Below are 16,128 nucleotides of genomic sequence, written 5' to 3'. Positions count from 1 at the left end.
AATGCTGGTCAGCCGGCCCGAAATTCATCGCACGACCATCGCCTCCTCGGCGTTCGGCGTAGTTGAAAAGCCCCTGTCGTCGTTCGAGCGGATCTATAACATCGCCGCGTTGCGCAAGGTTGCGATCCTGATACTGCTCGCAGTGATCTGGGAAATCGGCGCGCGGATGCTCAACAACGAACTGCTGTTCCCAACCTTTATCGCGACCAACGTCGCCTTTATCAAGGGCATTGCCAGCGGCGAATTGCTGATCAAGGTCTGGGCCTCGCTGAAAACGCTGCTGGTGGGTTATTCGATCGGTATTGTGTTGGCGGCGCTGCTCACCGCTCTGGGCATCGCCTCGCGCATCGGCACCGATCTGCTCGAAACGCTGACCTCGATGTTCAATCCACTGCCGGCCATCGCCCTGTTGCCGATCGCGCTGATCTGGTTCGGCTTGGGCAGCGGCAGTTTGATATTCGTGCTGGTGCATTCGGTGCTGTGGTCGGTTGCACTGAATACGCATTCGGGCTTTCTTTCCGTTTCTACCACCATGCGCATGGTGGGCAAGAACTATGGCTTGCGCGGTTTGCCGTATGTCGCGAAAATCCTGATTCCTGCAGCCTTTCCATCCATACTCACCGGCCTGAAGATAGGCTGGGCGTTTGCGTGGCGCACATTGATCGCCTCCGAATTGGTGTTTGGCGTGAGCTCCGGCTCCGGCGGCCTCGGCTGGTACATCTATGAGAACAAGAACGAGCTCGAAATCGCCAATGTGTTTGCCGGCCTGTTCACTGTGATCTTGATCGGACTGGTCGTCGAGAACCTGATTTTCCGGGTGATCGAAAACCGCACCGTGCGCAAATGGGGCATGCAGAACTAAGCGATTCATCACCGACGAGGTCGCGCGGTTCCTGCGGTGCTGCAGTCGTTAGTGCCGCTCGTGCGGCCTTTTTTATTCAATCAAGTTTTTTTAGTCGATGCCCAAACTTTCGATCACTCAATTGCAGGATCTTGCAGCTCAAGCGCTGCGTCATGCCGGTGCCTCCGAACCGATGGCGCAAGCCACCGCGGTCGCCCTGGTCGCAGCGGAAGCGCAAGGGCTGGCCTCGCACGGCCTGTCGCGCGTCACCCAATATGCCGGGCACTTGCGGCATGGCCGAGTCAATGGTCAAGCGCAAGCGCGTGTGGTGACCAACGGCACCCAGAAACGCGGCGCGTGCCTGGTGGATGCCGATGAAGGACTGGCCTTTCCGGCGTGCGCACTGGCCGTGCAGGAAGCGATCGCGCGTGCACGCGAATGCGGCTGCGCGTTTGTCGGGGTTGCTCGCAGCCACCATTTCGGAGCGGCGGCCTACCACCTGGAAGCAGTCGCAGCGGCCGGCATGGTCGGCCTGGCGTTTGGCAATTCGCCGGCTGCGATGCCTGCTTGGGGGGGACGCCGTGCGCTGTTCGGCACCAATCCGATCGCGGCCGTGTTCCCTCGCCAGAATCAGGCGCCGCTGACGATAGACTTGTCGCTTTCGGAAGTGGCACGCGGCAAGTTGATGGTCGCTGCGAAAAAGGGCGAACCGATTCCACTGGGCTGGGCGCTAGACAAAGACGGCCAACCCACCACCGATGCCGCCGCAGGGTTGGCCGGCATGATGCTGCCCGCAGGCGGCCTCAAGGGCGCCATGCTGGCGATGGTTGTCGAGCTTCTGTGTTGCGCGCTCACCGGTGCGGCATTCGGTTTCGAGGCCGACTCGTTCTTCACCGAAGAAGGCAACCGGCCGCGTCTTGGCCAGGCATTCCTGGTGATAGACCCGGCCGCGATGGCCGGCAGCGACGTGTTCCAGGAACGCATCGAAACGCTGATCGCCATGATGCAATTGGACGCTGAAGTGCGCATGCCGGGCGCGCGCCGCCTCATTCTGGCCGAGCGCGCGCAAGCGGACGGCATCGAGATCAGCGACGCAATGCTGGCGCAACTCACCACCGTACCGTAAGCCGATCGCAACGCCATGCTTGCCCTTCAGGCCTGGATGCAACTGCCGCTTACGACGCTGGTTCCAAGTGCGATGATCATCGTGCTGGCCTACATCATTTACGGCCTGACCGGCTTCGGCTCGTCGATCACCGCGATTCCGCTGCTGGCTCAGTTGTTGCCGTTGCGCACCGCGGTACCGTTGATGCTGGTCTTCGATCTGTGCGCCGGCTTGGTGATGGGCATGAAAAATCGCGCATCCATCGACCGGGCCGAACTGCGTCGGCTGATCCCGTTTATGCTGGTGGGCATGGTACTGGGTGTGACACTGCTGGTAAGAGCACCGGAGCGCGCGCTGCTATTGTTGCTCGGGGTATTTGTGCTCGCTTACTCGGCCTGGAGTTTGCTGTGGCGGCCGGTGGTGCGGCCGATTTCCGGCATATGGGCGGTGCCGCTGGGGCTCTCGGGCGGCATCTTCACTGCACTGTTCGGAACCGGCGGTCCGATCTACACCATCTATCTGACACGCCGGCTGCCCGACAAGATAATCATGCGCGCCACCATCAGCGCACTGATTTTTCTCAGCGCAATCGCGCGGCTGGTGCTGTTCGCGGGCGCCGGGCTATACGAACAAGCGCACCTGCCTCAGTTGGCAATACTGTTGCTGCCTTGCGCGATGCTCGGGTTGTTTATCGGCAATCACCTGCACCACCGGCTGCCGCCACATCGCGTGGTGCAAGCCGTGTGGGCAATCCTGATCTTCGGCGGATCTAGCCTCGTATGGCGTAGCCTTGCGGGCTAAAGTATCGTCTCGCCCGGGCGCACCCGCGTGAAATTCACGGGTTCGCGGGTCAGCGTGAAGTCGCTGGATTGCGACTCGCGGCCGTGGTTGTTGCTGTTGCCGACTTCGGCTCCATCTCCGTTGCCAATCTCATTGCCGATCACCTCGCGGATCACATTACCCCCGCGCGCATCGCGTGCGCGCACGACCGTGTAAGTCGAATTGGGCAGATCTCCCGTCTCAGGAAAATCCTCGCGGAAGTGTGCGCCGCGCGAATCCTCACGCGCCAGCGCAGCGGTCGCAATCACACGGCTTATCGTGACGAGGCTGCGTAGATTGAGCCAATCGTGCCAACTCAGATTAAAGGCACGGCCGCCCGGCTGATCGTCCCGCAAACGGATGCGCGACAATTCCGCCTCAAGTTCCTCTAACTTGCCTTGCGCGCGCTGTAGCCCTTGCGCGGTACGCAAGATGCCGACGTCGTCCCACATGCAGTCGAACAACGCTTCACGAATCGACTCGAGATCGCCGCTGCTGTGTTGTTGCGTGTTTGTTTGCGTATTTAATTCTGCATTCGCTTGCATGCTCGTCGACAGTGGCTGCGCTTGCTCCGCGGCAGCCGCCACAAACGGCGCCTCGTGCATCGCGATGCTCTCGCGAATCGCAGCCTCGTCGGGCCCACGCCAGTCCCCATGCTCCTGCAACCAGTGCACCATGCTCTCGCCGGCGATACCGCCGAACACGGTGGAGTTCGCCACGCCGTTCCCGCCCAGGCGGTTCGCGCCGTGCACGCCGCCGGTGTCCTCGCCCGCCGCGAACAAGCCTTCCAAAACGGTGCGGCAATCGGGCTCGAATACCACGCCGCCCATCATGTAATGCGCGGTCGGTACCACCTCGACCAGACCGCCGGCCAGATCGAAGCCGCAGTCCGCGCAACGCTCGACCATGCCCTTGAATTGCTTGCGCACTTTCTCGGGGCCGAGATGGTGCATCTGGATATAGACTCCGCCGTTGGGCGAAGTGCGGCCCGCACGCATTTCCGAATAAATGGCACGCGAGACGATATCGCGCGTAGCGCGTTCCTGACGTGCATCGTAATGCTGCATGAAGCGTTCGCCGGGCTCGTCGCTACCGTCGTTGCGGCCATTGAGCAAATAGCCGCCGGCGCCGCGCAAACCTTCCTCGATCACGGTGCCGGTCATGCGCGTGCCGGTGCCGGCGAGCAGACCGGTCGGATGGAATTGCACCATCTCCATGTCGCGCAACGGCAAGCCCGCGCGCAACGCCATCGCGAGGCCATCGCAACTCTTGTCACCGGAAGGCGTATGGTATTTGTACATGGTGGGGCCGCCGCCGGTCGCCAGCAGCACCGCACGTGCCTGGACGAATACGAATTCGCCGCTGCGCATATCGATCATCAACACGCCCGCGATCGCACGCCCATCCGCGGTTCGAATCAACTCGATGGCGCGATGCTCCTCGAGGCGATCGATGCCGCGCGCCCAAACCTGCTCGGCCAGCCGATTGATGATCTCAATGCCGGTCAAATCGCCCTTGTGCACGGTGCGGTCGAAGGTCTGCCCCGCGAACGCCTTCTGATGCACCGTTCCGTCGGGGTTGCGATCGAAGAAGCAGCCCAGCTCGTTTTCCAGCTCATGGATGCGCTCGACCGCGCCCGTTACCAGGGTCCAGGCGAGGTCCTGATTAGCTAACCACTTGCTGCCCTCTATCGTGTCCATGAAGTGCCGCTCGATCGAATCGCCTTCGGCCAGCGCCACGTTGTAGCCGCCTTGCACCATGCGCGTACAACCGCACTTTCCGAGCAAACCCTTCACGGCAACCGTGATCGAAAGCGAAGGATCGGTTTGATGCGCATGAAGCGCCGCAAAGAGCCCCGCGCCGCCGGACCCCAGGATCAGGATGTCCGTCTGCAGCCGCTTGAGCGTCATGCCTTTTTCTCCGCGTTCGCGTTGGTATTCGCGCCCGTATTCGCGCTGGCATGGGTAATTGCAGCCGCGCCTGCACTCGCCCCAACGCCGAGGCTGGCCAATGCCAGCGCACGTCTGGCCTGTGCATCCTCGCGCACTGTCTCGTAGAGACTGCCGCCGTAGCTGTCCATCGCCACGCGCAGCGGCCCGAAATCGCGAATGCGAAACTTCCACAGCGACTCAGGGTTGAGATCGTCGAGATCGACGTCCTCGATTTGCTCGACCCAGGTAGATTCGAGGGCCGCCGTCCCGCCGATGATGGCGAGATACACACCGCCGAGCTCACCGAATGCCGCAAGCGAATCCTCGCGCAGACCACCCTTGCCGATGATGATGCGCACACCAAGTTGAGTCATGAGCGGTCGAGTGAAGCGCTCCATGCGATCCGAGGTGGTGGTGCCGACGCAGATCGACTCATAGCCGGCGGGGAAATCCGCGCTCGGCTCGACTTTTCTCACGTTCGGCGCGGTGTGGATCACCGCATGGCCGCTCAGGTCAAAGCGCGTGGTGCGGCCGCGATCGAACAGGTGGATTTGCGTCGCGTCGCGAATGCCGTAGAGCGTGCCTTGCAGCGTGACCGTATCGTCGATCCGGAGTTGCCGCATCTGCGCTTCGGTGACCGGTGTGGTCAATTCATGATGTGCCATGATGAGGGTCCTTGTTCAGAAGCCGTAAGCCACACCCGACGGCGAAAACCGGGCGCGCGCGCGTCGTGCCGAATGGCATTGCATGTTGACCGCGACCGGGTTCATCGTGATGTGCGTGGCAGCCAGTTCGATATGCACGGCGAATGCGGTTGAGTCGCCGCCCAACCCCTGCGGACCCACACCCAGCAGATTGACCGCCTTCAATAATTGCGTCTCGAGCTTTGCCCCCTCGGGGTCGCTGCACACGCTGCCGAGTGGCCGCGTGGCCGCGCGCTTGGCCAGCGCCACGCATAGATCGGACGTGCCGCCCACGCCAACGCCGATGATGGTCGGCGGACACGTCTTGCCGCCCGCGGCCAGCACACAGTCGATCACGAAGGTCTTGATGGCATCGACGCCCTCGGCCGGTATCGCCATCTTCAGGAACGAGTTGTTTTCGGAGCCGCTGCCCTTGGGAATCATTTCGATATCGAACAGCTCGTCGGTGTCGCTGAAGTCGATGTGGATCACCGGCACGCCAGCGCCGCACGAGGAGTGCTCATTCTTGCGCGTGATCGGATGCACGACCGACGAGCGCAGCGGGTGCTCGTGCGTCGCACGTTCGCAGCCGCGCCGGATGGCTTGCATGAGCGCGTGTCCGTCGACGCTGACATTGCGCCCTATGGTCACGTTGTAGATCGGCAGACCGGTGTCCTGGCACAACATGTTCTCGGTATCTTCGGCAACCTGGATATTGGTCACCATGATCGCCAGCACGCTTTGCGCGGTCGGTGCGGTCTCGCTTTCGGTCAGCTTCGTAAAACCAGCCTTGATATCGGGCGGCAGGATCTTCAGCGCGCGAATGTAGAGTTCCTTCGCCGCTTCTTCGACGGCAGGCAAATCGATCTTCATGATGCCCTCTCAATGTAAATGGACGCACGATTGCGCAATGGCATTTCGTGTGTGTCGTGCATCTCGTATGTGTCGTACGCTTTTTGCCGGTAACCTTAGCTAACCCATCAGCGCCAACGCGTAAGCCAACCCTGCCAGCAAGCCAAAGCCGCAAGCGGCCGCGATCCAGTTCTTGCGCAACCCGGACCAGTCGCCAAACTCGATCAGCAGCAAGCGCACACCGCCCATCATGTGCAGCGCCAGCAGTACGACCAGGCCCCACTCGGCGAACTGGAACAGCGGTTGATCGACGAAGCGCAGGAAGCTGTCCAGCCCCGCTACGCCCTGCATGGCCCGCCCCAGTGCCCAAAAATGCAAAGGCAAGAACAAGCCCAACGCAAGACCCGAACACCGATGGACCAGGAATGCCCAATAAGCGGGATGTTGACGGGCGCGGTAGTCGTTGCGACGTTTCATGGTTTTATGGAAGTCGACGCGCAGCGCGCCGACGTAGGCTGATCGACGTCGGGTTTATCGGCGCAAGGTTTATCGACGCCGCGTTTATTGACGTCGTGTTTGTTGACGCCGCATTTATTGATGTTGGGCCTATCGACGTGATCGTATCGTGCACCCGCGCTCATGCCAGGACCACGCCATACACGGCACGCAGGCCCATGAACAAGATAAGCAAGCCGAACAGCCGCGCGCCGATTTGCGCGGCACGCGTCGAACAACCGAGCCATTCCTCCGCGATGCGGCCCAGGCCGATCGGCACGTGCACCGCACAGGCGAGGACAAAAATCACATAGAACCCGCCGAACAGCAAGCTGCCGTGCGTGCGCCCAAGTATCGCGGCGGCGCTCAGGCCACTGCGCACCGCGTAGATGATCACGCCCAAATGCAGCAGCACGCACAGGGCGAGCACCATTGCGCTGATGCGTTGCCAATACCAGTGCTTGGCCTGCGTCGCCGCGAGGGAGGGGGAACTCGTCATAGCCATCGGCGCTCTATCCTCGACGAAGCATGCGCGCGACTCATAGCCTCATTCATCGTCCGACTCATAGCCCGACTCATAGCGCAGCTTATAGTGCGCCTCACAGCGTACCCCGCACCGCCGCCTTGGCAACCATGCGCTTGAGCCCGGCAATGCCGGCCGTCGGCGCAATCTGCTTGGGGCAGCGCTCGCTGCAAGAACCCTGCGTATGACAAGAATGACAGCCGGCGTCGCCAGCCACGGCGCGCAACCGCTCGGCGCCCGCCACATCGCGCTCGTCGTTGACGAGAGTCCAGGCCCGATTGAGCGCTGCCGGGCCCAGGAATTCAGGGCGCCACGCAACGACGTCGCAGGAGGCGTAACACACGCCACAGCCAATGCATTCGATGCCGGCACTGGCCGCGACACGCGCCTTCGAGGCCGGCTCGACTTGCGCGAATTCGTCGTGTCGGGTCAGCTTGCCTTTGAACTGTCCTTGCGCACGCGCCCATTTATCGAAGAATTCGCTCATGTCGGTGGCAAGGTCCTTGATCACCGGCAAGTTGGACAACGGGGCAATTTCGAGGGCGTCGCCCTTGGCGACTTTCGCCACATGCGTGCGACAGGTCCAGCGTGCAATCCCATTCACGGTCATCGCGCAGGAGCCGCACATACCGACGCGGCAAGCGAAGCGATAACTCAGCGAGGGGTCCAGCACGCGTTGGATGTAGGTCACCACATCGAGTACCGTCTGACTCGCCTGCCGCGGCACACGATAGGTGCTAAAGCTGCCCTCCACCGTACCGCGCCACACCTTGACATCCAGCACATCACTCATAGTCCGACCCGCCCTTCGCTACCGGCCCGACCTTATACACAATGCGCACGATGCGCACCGCCTGCCGGGGGATGAAGAATGCCTAATTGTCGGAGACCTCAAGCACAAATAAAAGCGAATATTTTTTCTGTTGAGATAAAGTTTATATTTATAATGGATTCATACCGTTTTACAAGTGATTCATGCCCTCAATCCGTACGTTCAAGACTTTTCTGACTGTGGCCAAGCACGGCAGCTTTGCCGCTGCAGCCGCGGAAATCGGGCTGACCGCCGCAGCGGTCGGTCTGCAAATCCGCGCGCTGGAAGAGTCGCTCAACCAGGTGCTGTTCGATCGCAGCGCGCGCGCCGTCGTGCTGAACCCGGCGGGCCGGCAAGCGGTGCCCGCCATCGAAGAATTGGTGCTGCGCTATGAGGCGCTCGCGCTCACCGGGGAAGTGGACGCGCTGGCGGGCACGGTGGTCATGGGCGCGCTGGTGTCGGCCTTGATGGGGGCATTTGCCGATGCGCTGTGGGCACTCAAGCAAGCGCATCCCCGCCTCGACGTCAAATTATTCGCCGGCATGTCCAGCGATTTCGCACAGCGGGTGGAGGCTGGGGAGTTGGACGCTGCGGTGGTCACACAGTCGCCTAACACTTTGCCGGCCAACTTGTTGTGGACACCGCTGTATGACGAACCGATGGTGCTGATCGTGCCGCGTCGCCCGCATTTTGTTTTGCCCAATGATCCGATCGAGGCGCTGCGGTGCTCACCGTTTATTCGCTTTGACCGGCAGACCTGGACCGGTCATCTGGTCCTGGATGTGCTGTATCGCGCCGATGTCACGGTTCAGGAGGGCATGGAGTTGAATTCGGTGGAGGCCATTGTGGCGCTGGTGCGACAAGGTTTCGGTATATCGATCGTGCCGCAGTTGGCCAACGTGCAGTGGGCGCGGGATCGCGCATTGCAGGTGATAGCATTGCCGGGCATCGATGTGCAGCGCCGGGTCGGGCTGCTTGAACGCAGCCGTCACTCGCGCATGCGCTTTACCGAAGAGATCAAACAGTATTTCCACGGCCGCATGCCCGCGCGCACGACGGTATAATCAACCATCTCATATAAATCATATAGTTGAATTTGATCTGTATGTATAATTGAGCTTACTAGAAAGTAAACTCGAGTAAGCGCAAGTAAGCCCCACAAGTGGAAAAACTCATGACGGAAACCGCGGCTTTGAGAAATACGGCGACAGCCGGCGGTGCCCCAATGATAGGTGGCACGCGTTACAAGGAAGTAAAACACAGCATGCTGGCAGCGCTGGCAGCCGGAGAATGGCGCGCGGGCGAAGCGATCCCGGCGGAGAAGCGTCTGGGCGAGCGTTTCGGCGTTTCGATCGGCACCCTGCGCAAGGCGATCGACGAACTGGTGGCGGAAAACATCCTGATCCGGCATCAAGGTCTGGGCACGTTTGTGTCCGTGCACAGACGCGACGACCATTTCTTCCGTTTTTTCCGGCTGGTGCGCAAGGACGGCGTCAAAGCGTATCCCAGCGTCTCGCTGGTCAGCTTTCGCAAGGGCAAGGCGTCCCGTGCCGAGAGCGAAAAGCTCGCGCTCGAGACGGGCGCACGGGTATTTCACTTCACCAACCAGTTGGCGCTGCACGGCGACGTGATGTTGATCGACAATATCACGCTACCCGAAAGTCTCTTCCCGGGTTTGACCGAAGCCGCATTGCGCGAGCGACCGAGCACACTCTACAGCTTCTATCAGGCAGCCTTCGGCATCAACGTGATCGACACCAGCGAACGACTGCATGTGACGGTTGCCGACGAAAGGGAAAGCCAGTTGTTGCAAATCGAGCTCGGCACACCGCTACTCGAAATCGCACGAGTTGCCTATTCCTTTCACGGCCAACCGGTCGAGCTGCGGATCTCGCATGTCAATACCGCGGACTATGAGTACATCGGTTCAGAGGCCAGCGCGAAAGTCACGCCTTGAGCCCGGCCGCGTCACGCCTCGCCCGGATGCTTCCTCACGGGATTCCAGCCTAGCGCGTTGTACACATAGTAACGGGCGATGCCGGCATATTCATGCATCGCGAAATCAGCGATTGCGAAGTTGTACGACAGTGGCACCGCAGAGAACACCGCGCCCAGATAGTCCGCACGCACCGGCGTTGCCGCGACACCGAAATGCGTGAAGTACAGCACACTACGTCGCAGATGGATGCCTGAGGTCACCAGCACCACGCGCTCGGCATCGTATCGCCGCAGCGCGGCGCTCGTGAATTGCGCGTTCTGCCAGGTGTTCATGCTGTCGGGTTCGAGAAGTACGTCGGCCGCAGCTATCCCTAGTCCTATCAGCACGCCCCGATAGACCACCGCTTCCGGCGAGCCGACGTGTCGCGCATCGCCGCCGCTCACGACAATCTTGCAATCCGCTTTCGTCTTTCGACAGTCGTTGTACAGCTCTGCTGTTTCGACGATGCGTGGGTATGCGAACGTTTCCGGTTCGACCAAACCGGTACGCGCGACTTTTTCGGCGCCAGCGCCCAGCAGAACAATCGCGTTGCGCTTGCCCCACTCAATAGTCGGTTTCACTGCATAGGGCGATTGCAGGTCGCCAAGCAGCCACGCCGGAACGGGACCACAGCCGACTGCCAGAAACAGGATGACCGATACGATGTAAAGCGTTCTGCTCGTGCGACGCCATTTAAGCACTGCGCAACCGATGGCGAGCACTATCACTACAACAAACACCCCGAACGTCATCCGAACCGCCTCCGATTGAAAGTGATGACAGAGCTATCAGCCTCGCAGCGGTTTCCGAAGCTGCGCGGCCATAAAAATGCCCCCTGAGATGCACCCCCGGGATGCACCCCGGGATGCACTCAAAGATAAACTCAGCGGGTCTTTCCCAGCAGCGCCAGCACATCTTCTGTGCTTCCCGATTCTCCCAGCCGCGGGAAGATCCGTTCGAGACTGTTGCGATGGGCATCGGCGTTCAGGTCGGTCATCGCGTCGATTGCGAGCGTCACGTTATAACCGAGCTCGTGCGCTGCCCGCGCTGTGGACTCCACCCCAATGCTGGTCGAAATGCCGGCAAGCACGATCTGCGTAACACCACGGCGGCGCAGATGCAAGTCGAGCGCGGTTCCATAAAAAGCGCCCCACTGATATTTAGTGACGGTGTAATCTTCCGGCGCTCGCTCCAATTCCGGGACCAGTTCTGCCCAGTCCGCCGCACGCGTACCGCCGGGGGCTGCCGCGTCGGCGCGTCCGGGTGCGCCTCCGGCCACGTTGACCAGCACCACCGGCAAGCCTTTGCTGCGAAACGCCCGCGCCAGCTTGGCGCTGCGCTCGATCACGTTGGCGGCCGGATGCACGGTGGGCAATGCAACGATACCTTTTTGCAAATCGATCAGAACGAGCGCAGTACCGGAGTCAAGTTGGGTAATAGGCATGGAAGCACTTCCTAAAACGGTTCGGGAATATAGGAGTTTGCCTCAGTTCGCGGTATATACCAATCTCGCGCGCATTACGAAACAAGCAATGCATGGTGAGGGGCTTCGATAGCGGGCCGGCTCATTTGCTACTCATTTGCTACTCATTTGCTACTTACTTACGACTTACTTGCTACTTATTTACGAAGCATCGATGTGGAGAATTTTCACCGTGGCCAATAGACGCTGGGTTGCAGTCGTCAGTCTTTTCCTCGCCTGTTCAATGCCGTCGCTCGGCGTAGCCGCCAGCTTTGACTGCGGCAACGCCAAGACCCGTTTCGAACGCACAGTCTGCGCGGATCCCGAGATCTCGGCACAGGACACCGCAATGGGCAAGCGTTACGATGACGCCCTACCCTTACTGTCCGCCCCGGGAAAAACCATATTGCGCACAGGACAGGAGCAGTGGCTCAAAGTGGTCAATGTGCTATGCGTGATCAACAAGCGAGATGAAAGCCCCAGCGCCTGTCTACAACGGCAATACGCCGACCGGCTTGGCAACTTGCGTAGCGCCGCAGTTTCGATGGGCCCGTTCGTGTTGAGCCGCAGCGACACATATGGGTCCGCTGGAAAAGAAACCGGCACGGGTCGGCCTTTCGAGCAACATACCAGCGTGCCGAGAATCGACCAGCCGCTTTCCCCCTTGGCCGAACAATGGAACGCAGCGATGGTGCGATGGGCGGCAGCGCAACGGGCCAAGCAGTGCTTCGGCGATCCGCAGATACCTGGCGACCAGTTTTTGGACTTCAAGGTCCAAGCGGCGATGCCCGGTTTCATCAACGTTGAAATGACACGCGTCGAGGAATGTGACGGGCAAGCCGCCGCCGAGGAGTTGACCAACGTGACCTACTTGCTACAACCGACCTTGCATCCGCTCGCCGCGGCAGACGTGTTCAAGCCGGGTAGCGGATGGGAAACCTTCCTGGACCGTCGCGCCTCGAAAACGCTGGGTGCCGATGATGAGATATTATTTGCCGACGGGATCAACAGGCGCGTACGCGATCCGCAGGCGTGGTCGTTCACCCCGCAGGGTCTGCTTATTTCGTTCAACCCTGGCGATGCCACGGCCATCGCGACCGGCGTCGTACATGTAACCGTACCTTGGACCGATTTGACGCATTTCCTTGCAACAAACGCGCCGATACCGCATTAATACGCAATCGCTAGCATGCCTGAGGAGGCAATATGTTTGATCTTTCGACGTTGGGCACCTTCGTCGCGGTGGTACTCGGTCTGTTTCTGATCCCTGGCCCTGCGGTACTTCTCGTTTTGACCCGCACCGTGCAAGGTGGTCGAAAGGTGGGGATCGTCACGGGTCTAGGCATTGCGACGGGCGATTTCTTCCATACGCTTTGCGCGTCGATTGGCCTGTCGGCGCTGCTGATGACATCCGCGCTCGCGTTCGACGCGGTGAAATTCGTCGGTGCCGCTTATCTCGTGTACCTGGGCATACGCGCACTGAGAGCCAAGCAATCCAGCGCGCACTCGTCAGCGGCGGCCCCGGCAACCGCGACCCTCACGGCGACCCAGGCATTTTTCCAAGCGATTCCAACCGAAGTGCTGAACCCGAAGACAGCGCTCTTTTTCTTGGCATTCTTGCCGCAGTTCGTGCGCCCTGGACACGGCTCAACGTTCATACAGTTCGCCGTACTCGGATTGATCTTCGTCACGCTGAGCGTGCTATATACAACGCTGATCGTGCTGACGATCCGCCCACTGGGGCGACTCGTCAAGCGTATGACCTGGCTGAGCCGCTGGCAAAACAAGATCACCGGCGTTTTGTTTATTTCGCTCGGCCTTAAAGTGGCGGCGCAGTCGAGATAGCCAGCAAGTCGGCGGCCGCTTCCTCGAGTATCCAGTTCCGGAACACCTGCATGGCCGGCGACATGTGCCGCGACTTCAACCACGTAAGCCAGTAGCTGCCCGTTTCCACTTCCGTATCGAATGGGCGAATCAGCCGACCAGTCTGCAGCTCGCGAACGAACATCCGAGGCGGCGCCAAAGCGATCCCGGCGCCTTGTATCGCGGCCTCCACCATCAGGCGCGACGAGTCGAAGATCGGACCGTTTGCCGCCCACGGCTCCAACCCGGCGGCCGCAAACCAGTTGATCCATTCGTCGGTGCGATACGAACGTAGCAACGTCTCTTTCGCCAAGTCGCACGGCTCGTCAAGCCGATTCGCGATTTCGGGCGCGCATAACACGGCAAACGGGGCGTCGAGCAACAATACGTTGTGTGTCGCAGGCCAGACCCCCTCGCCGAAGCGAATCGCGAAATCGAGCCCCTCGCCGGCCAGATCGACCAGGTTGTTATGCGTAAGCAGCCTCAGCTCCACGAACGGGTGCGTCTGCCGAAATAGTTTGAGCCGTGGCATCAGCCAGCCTACGGCGAATGTTCCGACCACGCCGACCGTGAGTACTTCGTGAAAATGGCCGCCCTCAAATTGCTTGAGCACGGCCTCGATGCGGCCGAACGTGTCGGTCAACACAGGCAGAAGTGCACGGCCTTCGTCCGTCATGCCCAGTCCACGCGGCAATCGTTTGAACAGTGCGCTGCCCAGCCGGTCCTCGAGCATCCGCACCTGCTGGCTCACGGCCGCCTGCGTCACGTTCAGCTCGAGCGCCGCGCGCGTGAAACTCAGATGTCGCGCTGACGCCTCGAAAGCTCGCAGCGCATTAAGGGGCAAGTAAGGTCGCATTGAAGTTGAGCCATAAGATTTTCTTTACCCTAGACGAAATTATCCTCGCTTGTCAACGGCTCGCAATGGCTCGATATTTTGGTCTGCGCAGGACGCTACCCACCCTTAGTTTGTATAAGCGAGACAACCCTCTATGACTCACTCTCCGAATCGGCGTGCATTGTTGTTGGCGGCCGCGGTGCTTCCTTTCACGACGGTTACCACCGCATGGGCAACCGAAGCATCGAACACAGCCCAGCTCGCGACACTCGAAAAAAATTCGGGCGGCCGCCTCGGCGTGACAGCACTGGACACAGCCAACGGCATGCTGATTCGATATCGCGCAGACGAGCGTTTTCCGTTCTGCAGTACATCCAAGGTGATGGTGGCGGCCGCCATCCTGGAACGCAGCACGCGACAGACGGGGCTGATGCACAAGCGCATTCATTATGCAAAGAGCGATCTCGTCCATTACTCCCCGATTAGCGAGAAACATGTCGCCGACGGCATGACTGTCGCTGAACTGTGCGCCGCCGCGATCCAGTACAGCGACAATTCGTCTGCCAACCTGTTGATGAAGATCCTCGGTGGGCCGCCTGCGGTCACGGCTTTTGCACGATCGATAGGCGACAAGGAATTCCGCCTCGACCGCTGGGAAACCGAATTGAACTCGGCCATCCCTGGCGATCGTCGCGACACGACGACACCGGCCGCAATGGCGATCAGCCTGCGCTCATTGATGCTGGGCGATATCTTGCCGGCCGCCCAGCGCCAGCAGTTGCAGGACTGGCTACGTGGAAACACGACCGGCGCAAACCGCATTCGGGCTGGCGTTCCTGCTGACTGGCGGGTCGGCGACAAGACGGGCACCGGCGACTATGGAACCGCGAACGATATCGCCGTGCTCTGGCCGCCGGCGCGCAAGCCTATCGTCCTCACGATTTATCACACGCAACTGCAAACGGATGCCAAGCCGCGCGACGACGTTATCGCAGCGGCAACGCGTATCGTCGTGGCGGCGTTATCTGCATGACTGCATGCCGTCGATGACGAGTCTTTCAAATCGACGGTCGTTGATTCTAATAAGAGGAAGGATCGATGTATTTACGACGCATTGCTTACCCCTTTTTCGCGTTGGGGCTAGTCGCTTCGGCAGCCCAGGCCGCGACGATTTGCACAGTGGTTGCCGATGCCGCATCTCACAAAATCTTGATGCAGAAAGGCGATTGCAACCAGCGCGTGACCTCCGCATCAACATTTAAAATCGCCATCAGTTTGATGGGCTACGATTCCGGCTTTCTGAAAGACGCACATATTCCCGCGCTGCCGTTTCGCGAGGGTTACGTCGATTGGGGCGGTGACGCGTGGCGTCAGACCACAGACCCGAGTCGATGGATTCAATATTCGGTGGTTTGGTATTCGCAGCAAGTGACACAGTCGCTCGGAGAAGCACGCTTTCAGAAATACGTCGACGAATTCCAGTTTGGTAACAAGGATGTGACGGGAGACCCGGGAAAACATAACGGGTTGACTCACGCCTGGATCGATTCTTCGCTACAGATTTCGCCGTTGGAGCAGGTGTCGTTTTTAGAAAGGGTAGTCAATCGACAGCTTCCGGTTACTGCTCATGCCTACGACATGACCAGCCAGATTACACAGCTTGGTCAGCTTCCCAACGGCTGGGACATCCACGGCAAAACGGGTGCCGGTTTCCCGCGCGCGGCGGACGGCACGGACGATACCGCTCATGGCTACGGCTGGTTCGTCGGATGGGCGACAAAGGGGCCTCGGACCATCGTTTTCGCACGCCTCATTCAGGACGAGAAGCAAGAAGCGACTGCAGCCGGCTTGCGAACCCGCGCTACACTCTTGCATGAGCTGCCTGCACTGCTGGATACGCTAGCGGGCTGAAGCGTCATCAAAAACCGGA

18 protein-coding genes are annotated in these 16,128 nt (G+C 60.2%); 9 read left to right on the top strand and 9 right to left on the bottom strand.

Annotated features, from left to right (window positions below):
* Position 1: 1 nt before the first annotated feature.
* The 3 genes from GSQ77_RS01375 (at position 2) to GSQ77_RS01365 (ending at position 2,747) form a co-directional block, all read left to right on the top strand.
* Positions 2–862 (top strand): ABC transporter permease, encoded by an 861-nt coding sequence (locus GSQ77_RS01375; protein WP_158898400.1) that lies wholly within the window; start codon positions 2–4, stop codon positions 860–862.
* A 97-nt stretch (positions 863–959) separates the two neighbouring features.
* On the top strand, positions 960–1,967 hold the full coding sequence (locus GSQ77_RS01370) for an Ldh family oxidoreductase (RefSeq protein WP_158898263.1): 1,008 nt from the start codon (positions 960–962) through the stop codon (positions 1,965–1,967).
* A gap of 15 nt (positions 1,968–1,982) precedes the next feature.
* Positions 1,983–2,747, top strand: coding sequence for a sulfite exporter TauE/SafE family protein (locus GSQ77_RS01365; protein ID WP_254067400.1), 765 nt, complete (start codon positions 1,983–1,985; stop codon positions 2,745–2,747).
* On the opposite strand, the gene GSQ77_RS01360 is transcribed toward GSQ77_RS01365, so the two are convergent.
* From GSQ77_RS01360 to GSQ77_RS01335, 6 genes are all read right to left on the bottom strand, one after another.
* Entirely contained in the window at positions 2,744–4,675 is a 1,932-nt protein-coding gene (locus GSQ77_RS01360) for an L-aspartate oxidase (protein WP_158898261.1), read from the bottom strand. The two genes, GSQ77_RS01365 and GSQ77_RS01360, sit on opposite strands and share 4 nt — an antisense overlap.
* A complete protein-coding gene (locus GSQ77_RS01355; RefSeq protein WP_158898259.1) occupies positions 4,672–5,361 on the bottom strand; it encodes a fumarate hydratase C-terminal domain-containing protein in 690 nt (229 codons plus the stop codon). Before GSQ77_RS01355 ends, GSQ77_RS01360 begins: the two co-directional genes overlap by 4 nt.
* Before the next feature lie 15 nt (positions 5,362–5,376).
* Positions 5,377–6,252, bottom strand: coding sequence for a fumarate hydratase (locus GSQ77_RS01350; protein ID WP_158898257.1), 876 nt, complete (start codon positions 6,250–6,252; stop codon positions 5,377–5,379).
* Between the two features lie 99 nt (positions 6,253–6,351).
* On the bottom strand, positions 6,352–6,708 hold the full coding sequence (gene sdhC, locus GSQ77_RS01345; protein WP_158898255.1) for a succinate dehydrogenase, cytochrome b556 subunit: 357 nt from the start codon (positions 6,706–6,708) through the stop codon (positions 6,352–6,354).
* A gap of 160 nt (positions 6,709–6,868) precedes the next feature.
* On the bottom strand, positions 6,869–7,225 hold the full coding sequence (locus tag GSQ77_RS01340) for a succinate dehydrogenase (RefSeq protein WP_158898396.1): 357 nt from the start codon (positions 7,223–7,225) through the stop codon (positions 6,869–6,871).
* Between the two features lie 100 nt (positions 7,226–7,325).
* Positions 7,326–8,042, bottom strand: coding sequence for a succinate dehydrogenase/fumarate reductase iron-sulfur subunit (locus tag GSQ77_RS01335; protein WP_158898253.1), 717 nt, complete (start codon positions 8,040–8,042; stop codon positions 7,326–7,328).
* A 182-nt stretch (positions 8,043–8,224) separates the two neighbouring features.
* Between GSQ77_RS01335 and GSQ77_RS01330 the strand changes: the two genes are divergently transcribed.
* Positions 8,225–9,124, top strand: a complete 900-nt coding sequence (locus GSQ77_RS01330) for a LysR family transcriptional regulator (protein WP_158898251.1) — start codon at positions 8,225–8,227, stop codon at positions 9,122–9,124.
* A gap of 110 nt (positions 9,125–9,234) precedes the next feature.
* Positions 9,235–10,017, top strand: coding sequence for a GntR family transcriptional regulator (locus GSQ77_RS01325; RefSeq protein ID WP_158898249.1), 783 nt, complete (start codon positions 9,235–9,237; stop codon positions 10,015–10,017).
* Between the two features lie 11 nt (positions 10,018–10,028).
* On the opposite strand, the gene GSQ77_RS01320 is transcribed toward GSQ77_RS01325, so the two are convergent.
* Together GSQ77_RS01320 and GSQ77_RS01315 are read right to left on the bottom strand one after the other, a co-directional pair.
* The gene (locus tag GSQ77_RS01320) at positions 10,029–10,790 is read right to left on the bottom strand and encodes a YdcF family protein (RefSeq protein WP_158898247.1); all 762 of its coding nucleotides are present in this window, start codon (positions 10,788–10,790) and stop codon (positions 10,029–10,031) included.
* A gap of 131 nt (positions 10,791–10,921) precedes the next feature.
* Entirely contained in the window at positions 10,922–11,482 is a 561-nt protein-coding gene (locus GSQ77_RS01315) for an isochorismatase family protein (RefSeq protein ID WP_158898245.1), read from the bottom strand.
* 193 nt (positions 11,483–11,675) lie between these two features.
* Between GSQ77_RS01315 and GSQ77_RS01310 the strand changes: the two genes are divergently transcribed.
* Positions 11,676–12,674, top strand: a complete 999-nt coding sequence (locus GSQ77_RS01310; RefSeq protein ID WP_158898243.1) for a DUF3298 domain-containing protein — start codon at positions 11,676–11,678, stop codon at positions 12,672–12,674.
* 32 nt (positions 12,675–12,706) lie between these two features.
* Positions 12,707–13,345: a LysE family translocator gene (locus tag GSQ77_RS01305; protein WP_158898241.1), complete on the top strand. Its 639-nt coding sequence runs from the start codon at positions 12,707–12,709 to the stop codon at positions 13,343–13,345.
* Here GSQ77_RS01305 and GSQ77_RS01300 read toward each other — a convergent pair.
* On the bottom strand, positions 13,320–14,219 hold the full coding sequence (locus GSQ77_RS01300) for a LysR family transcriptional regulator (RefSeq protein ID WP_158898238.1): 900 nt from the start codon (positions 14,217–14,219) through the stop codon (positions 13,320–13,322). The genes GSQ77_RS01305 and GSQ77_RS01300 overlap by 26 nt on opposite strands.
* A 133-nt stretch (positions 14,220–14,352) precedes the next feature.
* Here GSQ77_RS01300 and bla point away from each other — a divergent pair, with 133 nt between their 5' ends.
* Entirely contained in the window at positions 14,353–15,231 is an 879-nt protein-coding gene (bla, locus tag GSQ77_RS01295) for a class A beta-lactamase (protein WP_158898236.1), read from the top strand.
* A gap of 65 nt (positions 15,232–15,296) precedes the next feature.
* A complete protein-coding gene (blaOXA, locus tag GSQ77_RS01290) occupies positions 15,297–16,109 on the top strand; it encodes a class D beta-lactamase (RefSeq protein WP_158898234.1) in 813 nt (270 codons plus the stop codon).
* Positions 16,110–16,128: the final 19 nt, after the last annotated feature.

The sequence above is a fragment of the Burkholderia sp. L27(2015) genome (genome assembly GCF_009765705.1).
Taxonomy (GTDB): domain Bacteria; phylum Pseudomonadota; class Gammaproteobacteria; order Burkholderiales; family Burkholderiaceae; genus LMUX01.
This window is presented reverse-complemented; position numbering and strand designations above follow the sequence as displayed.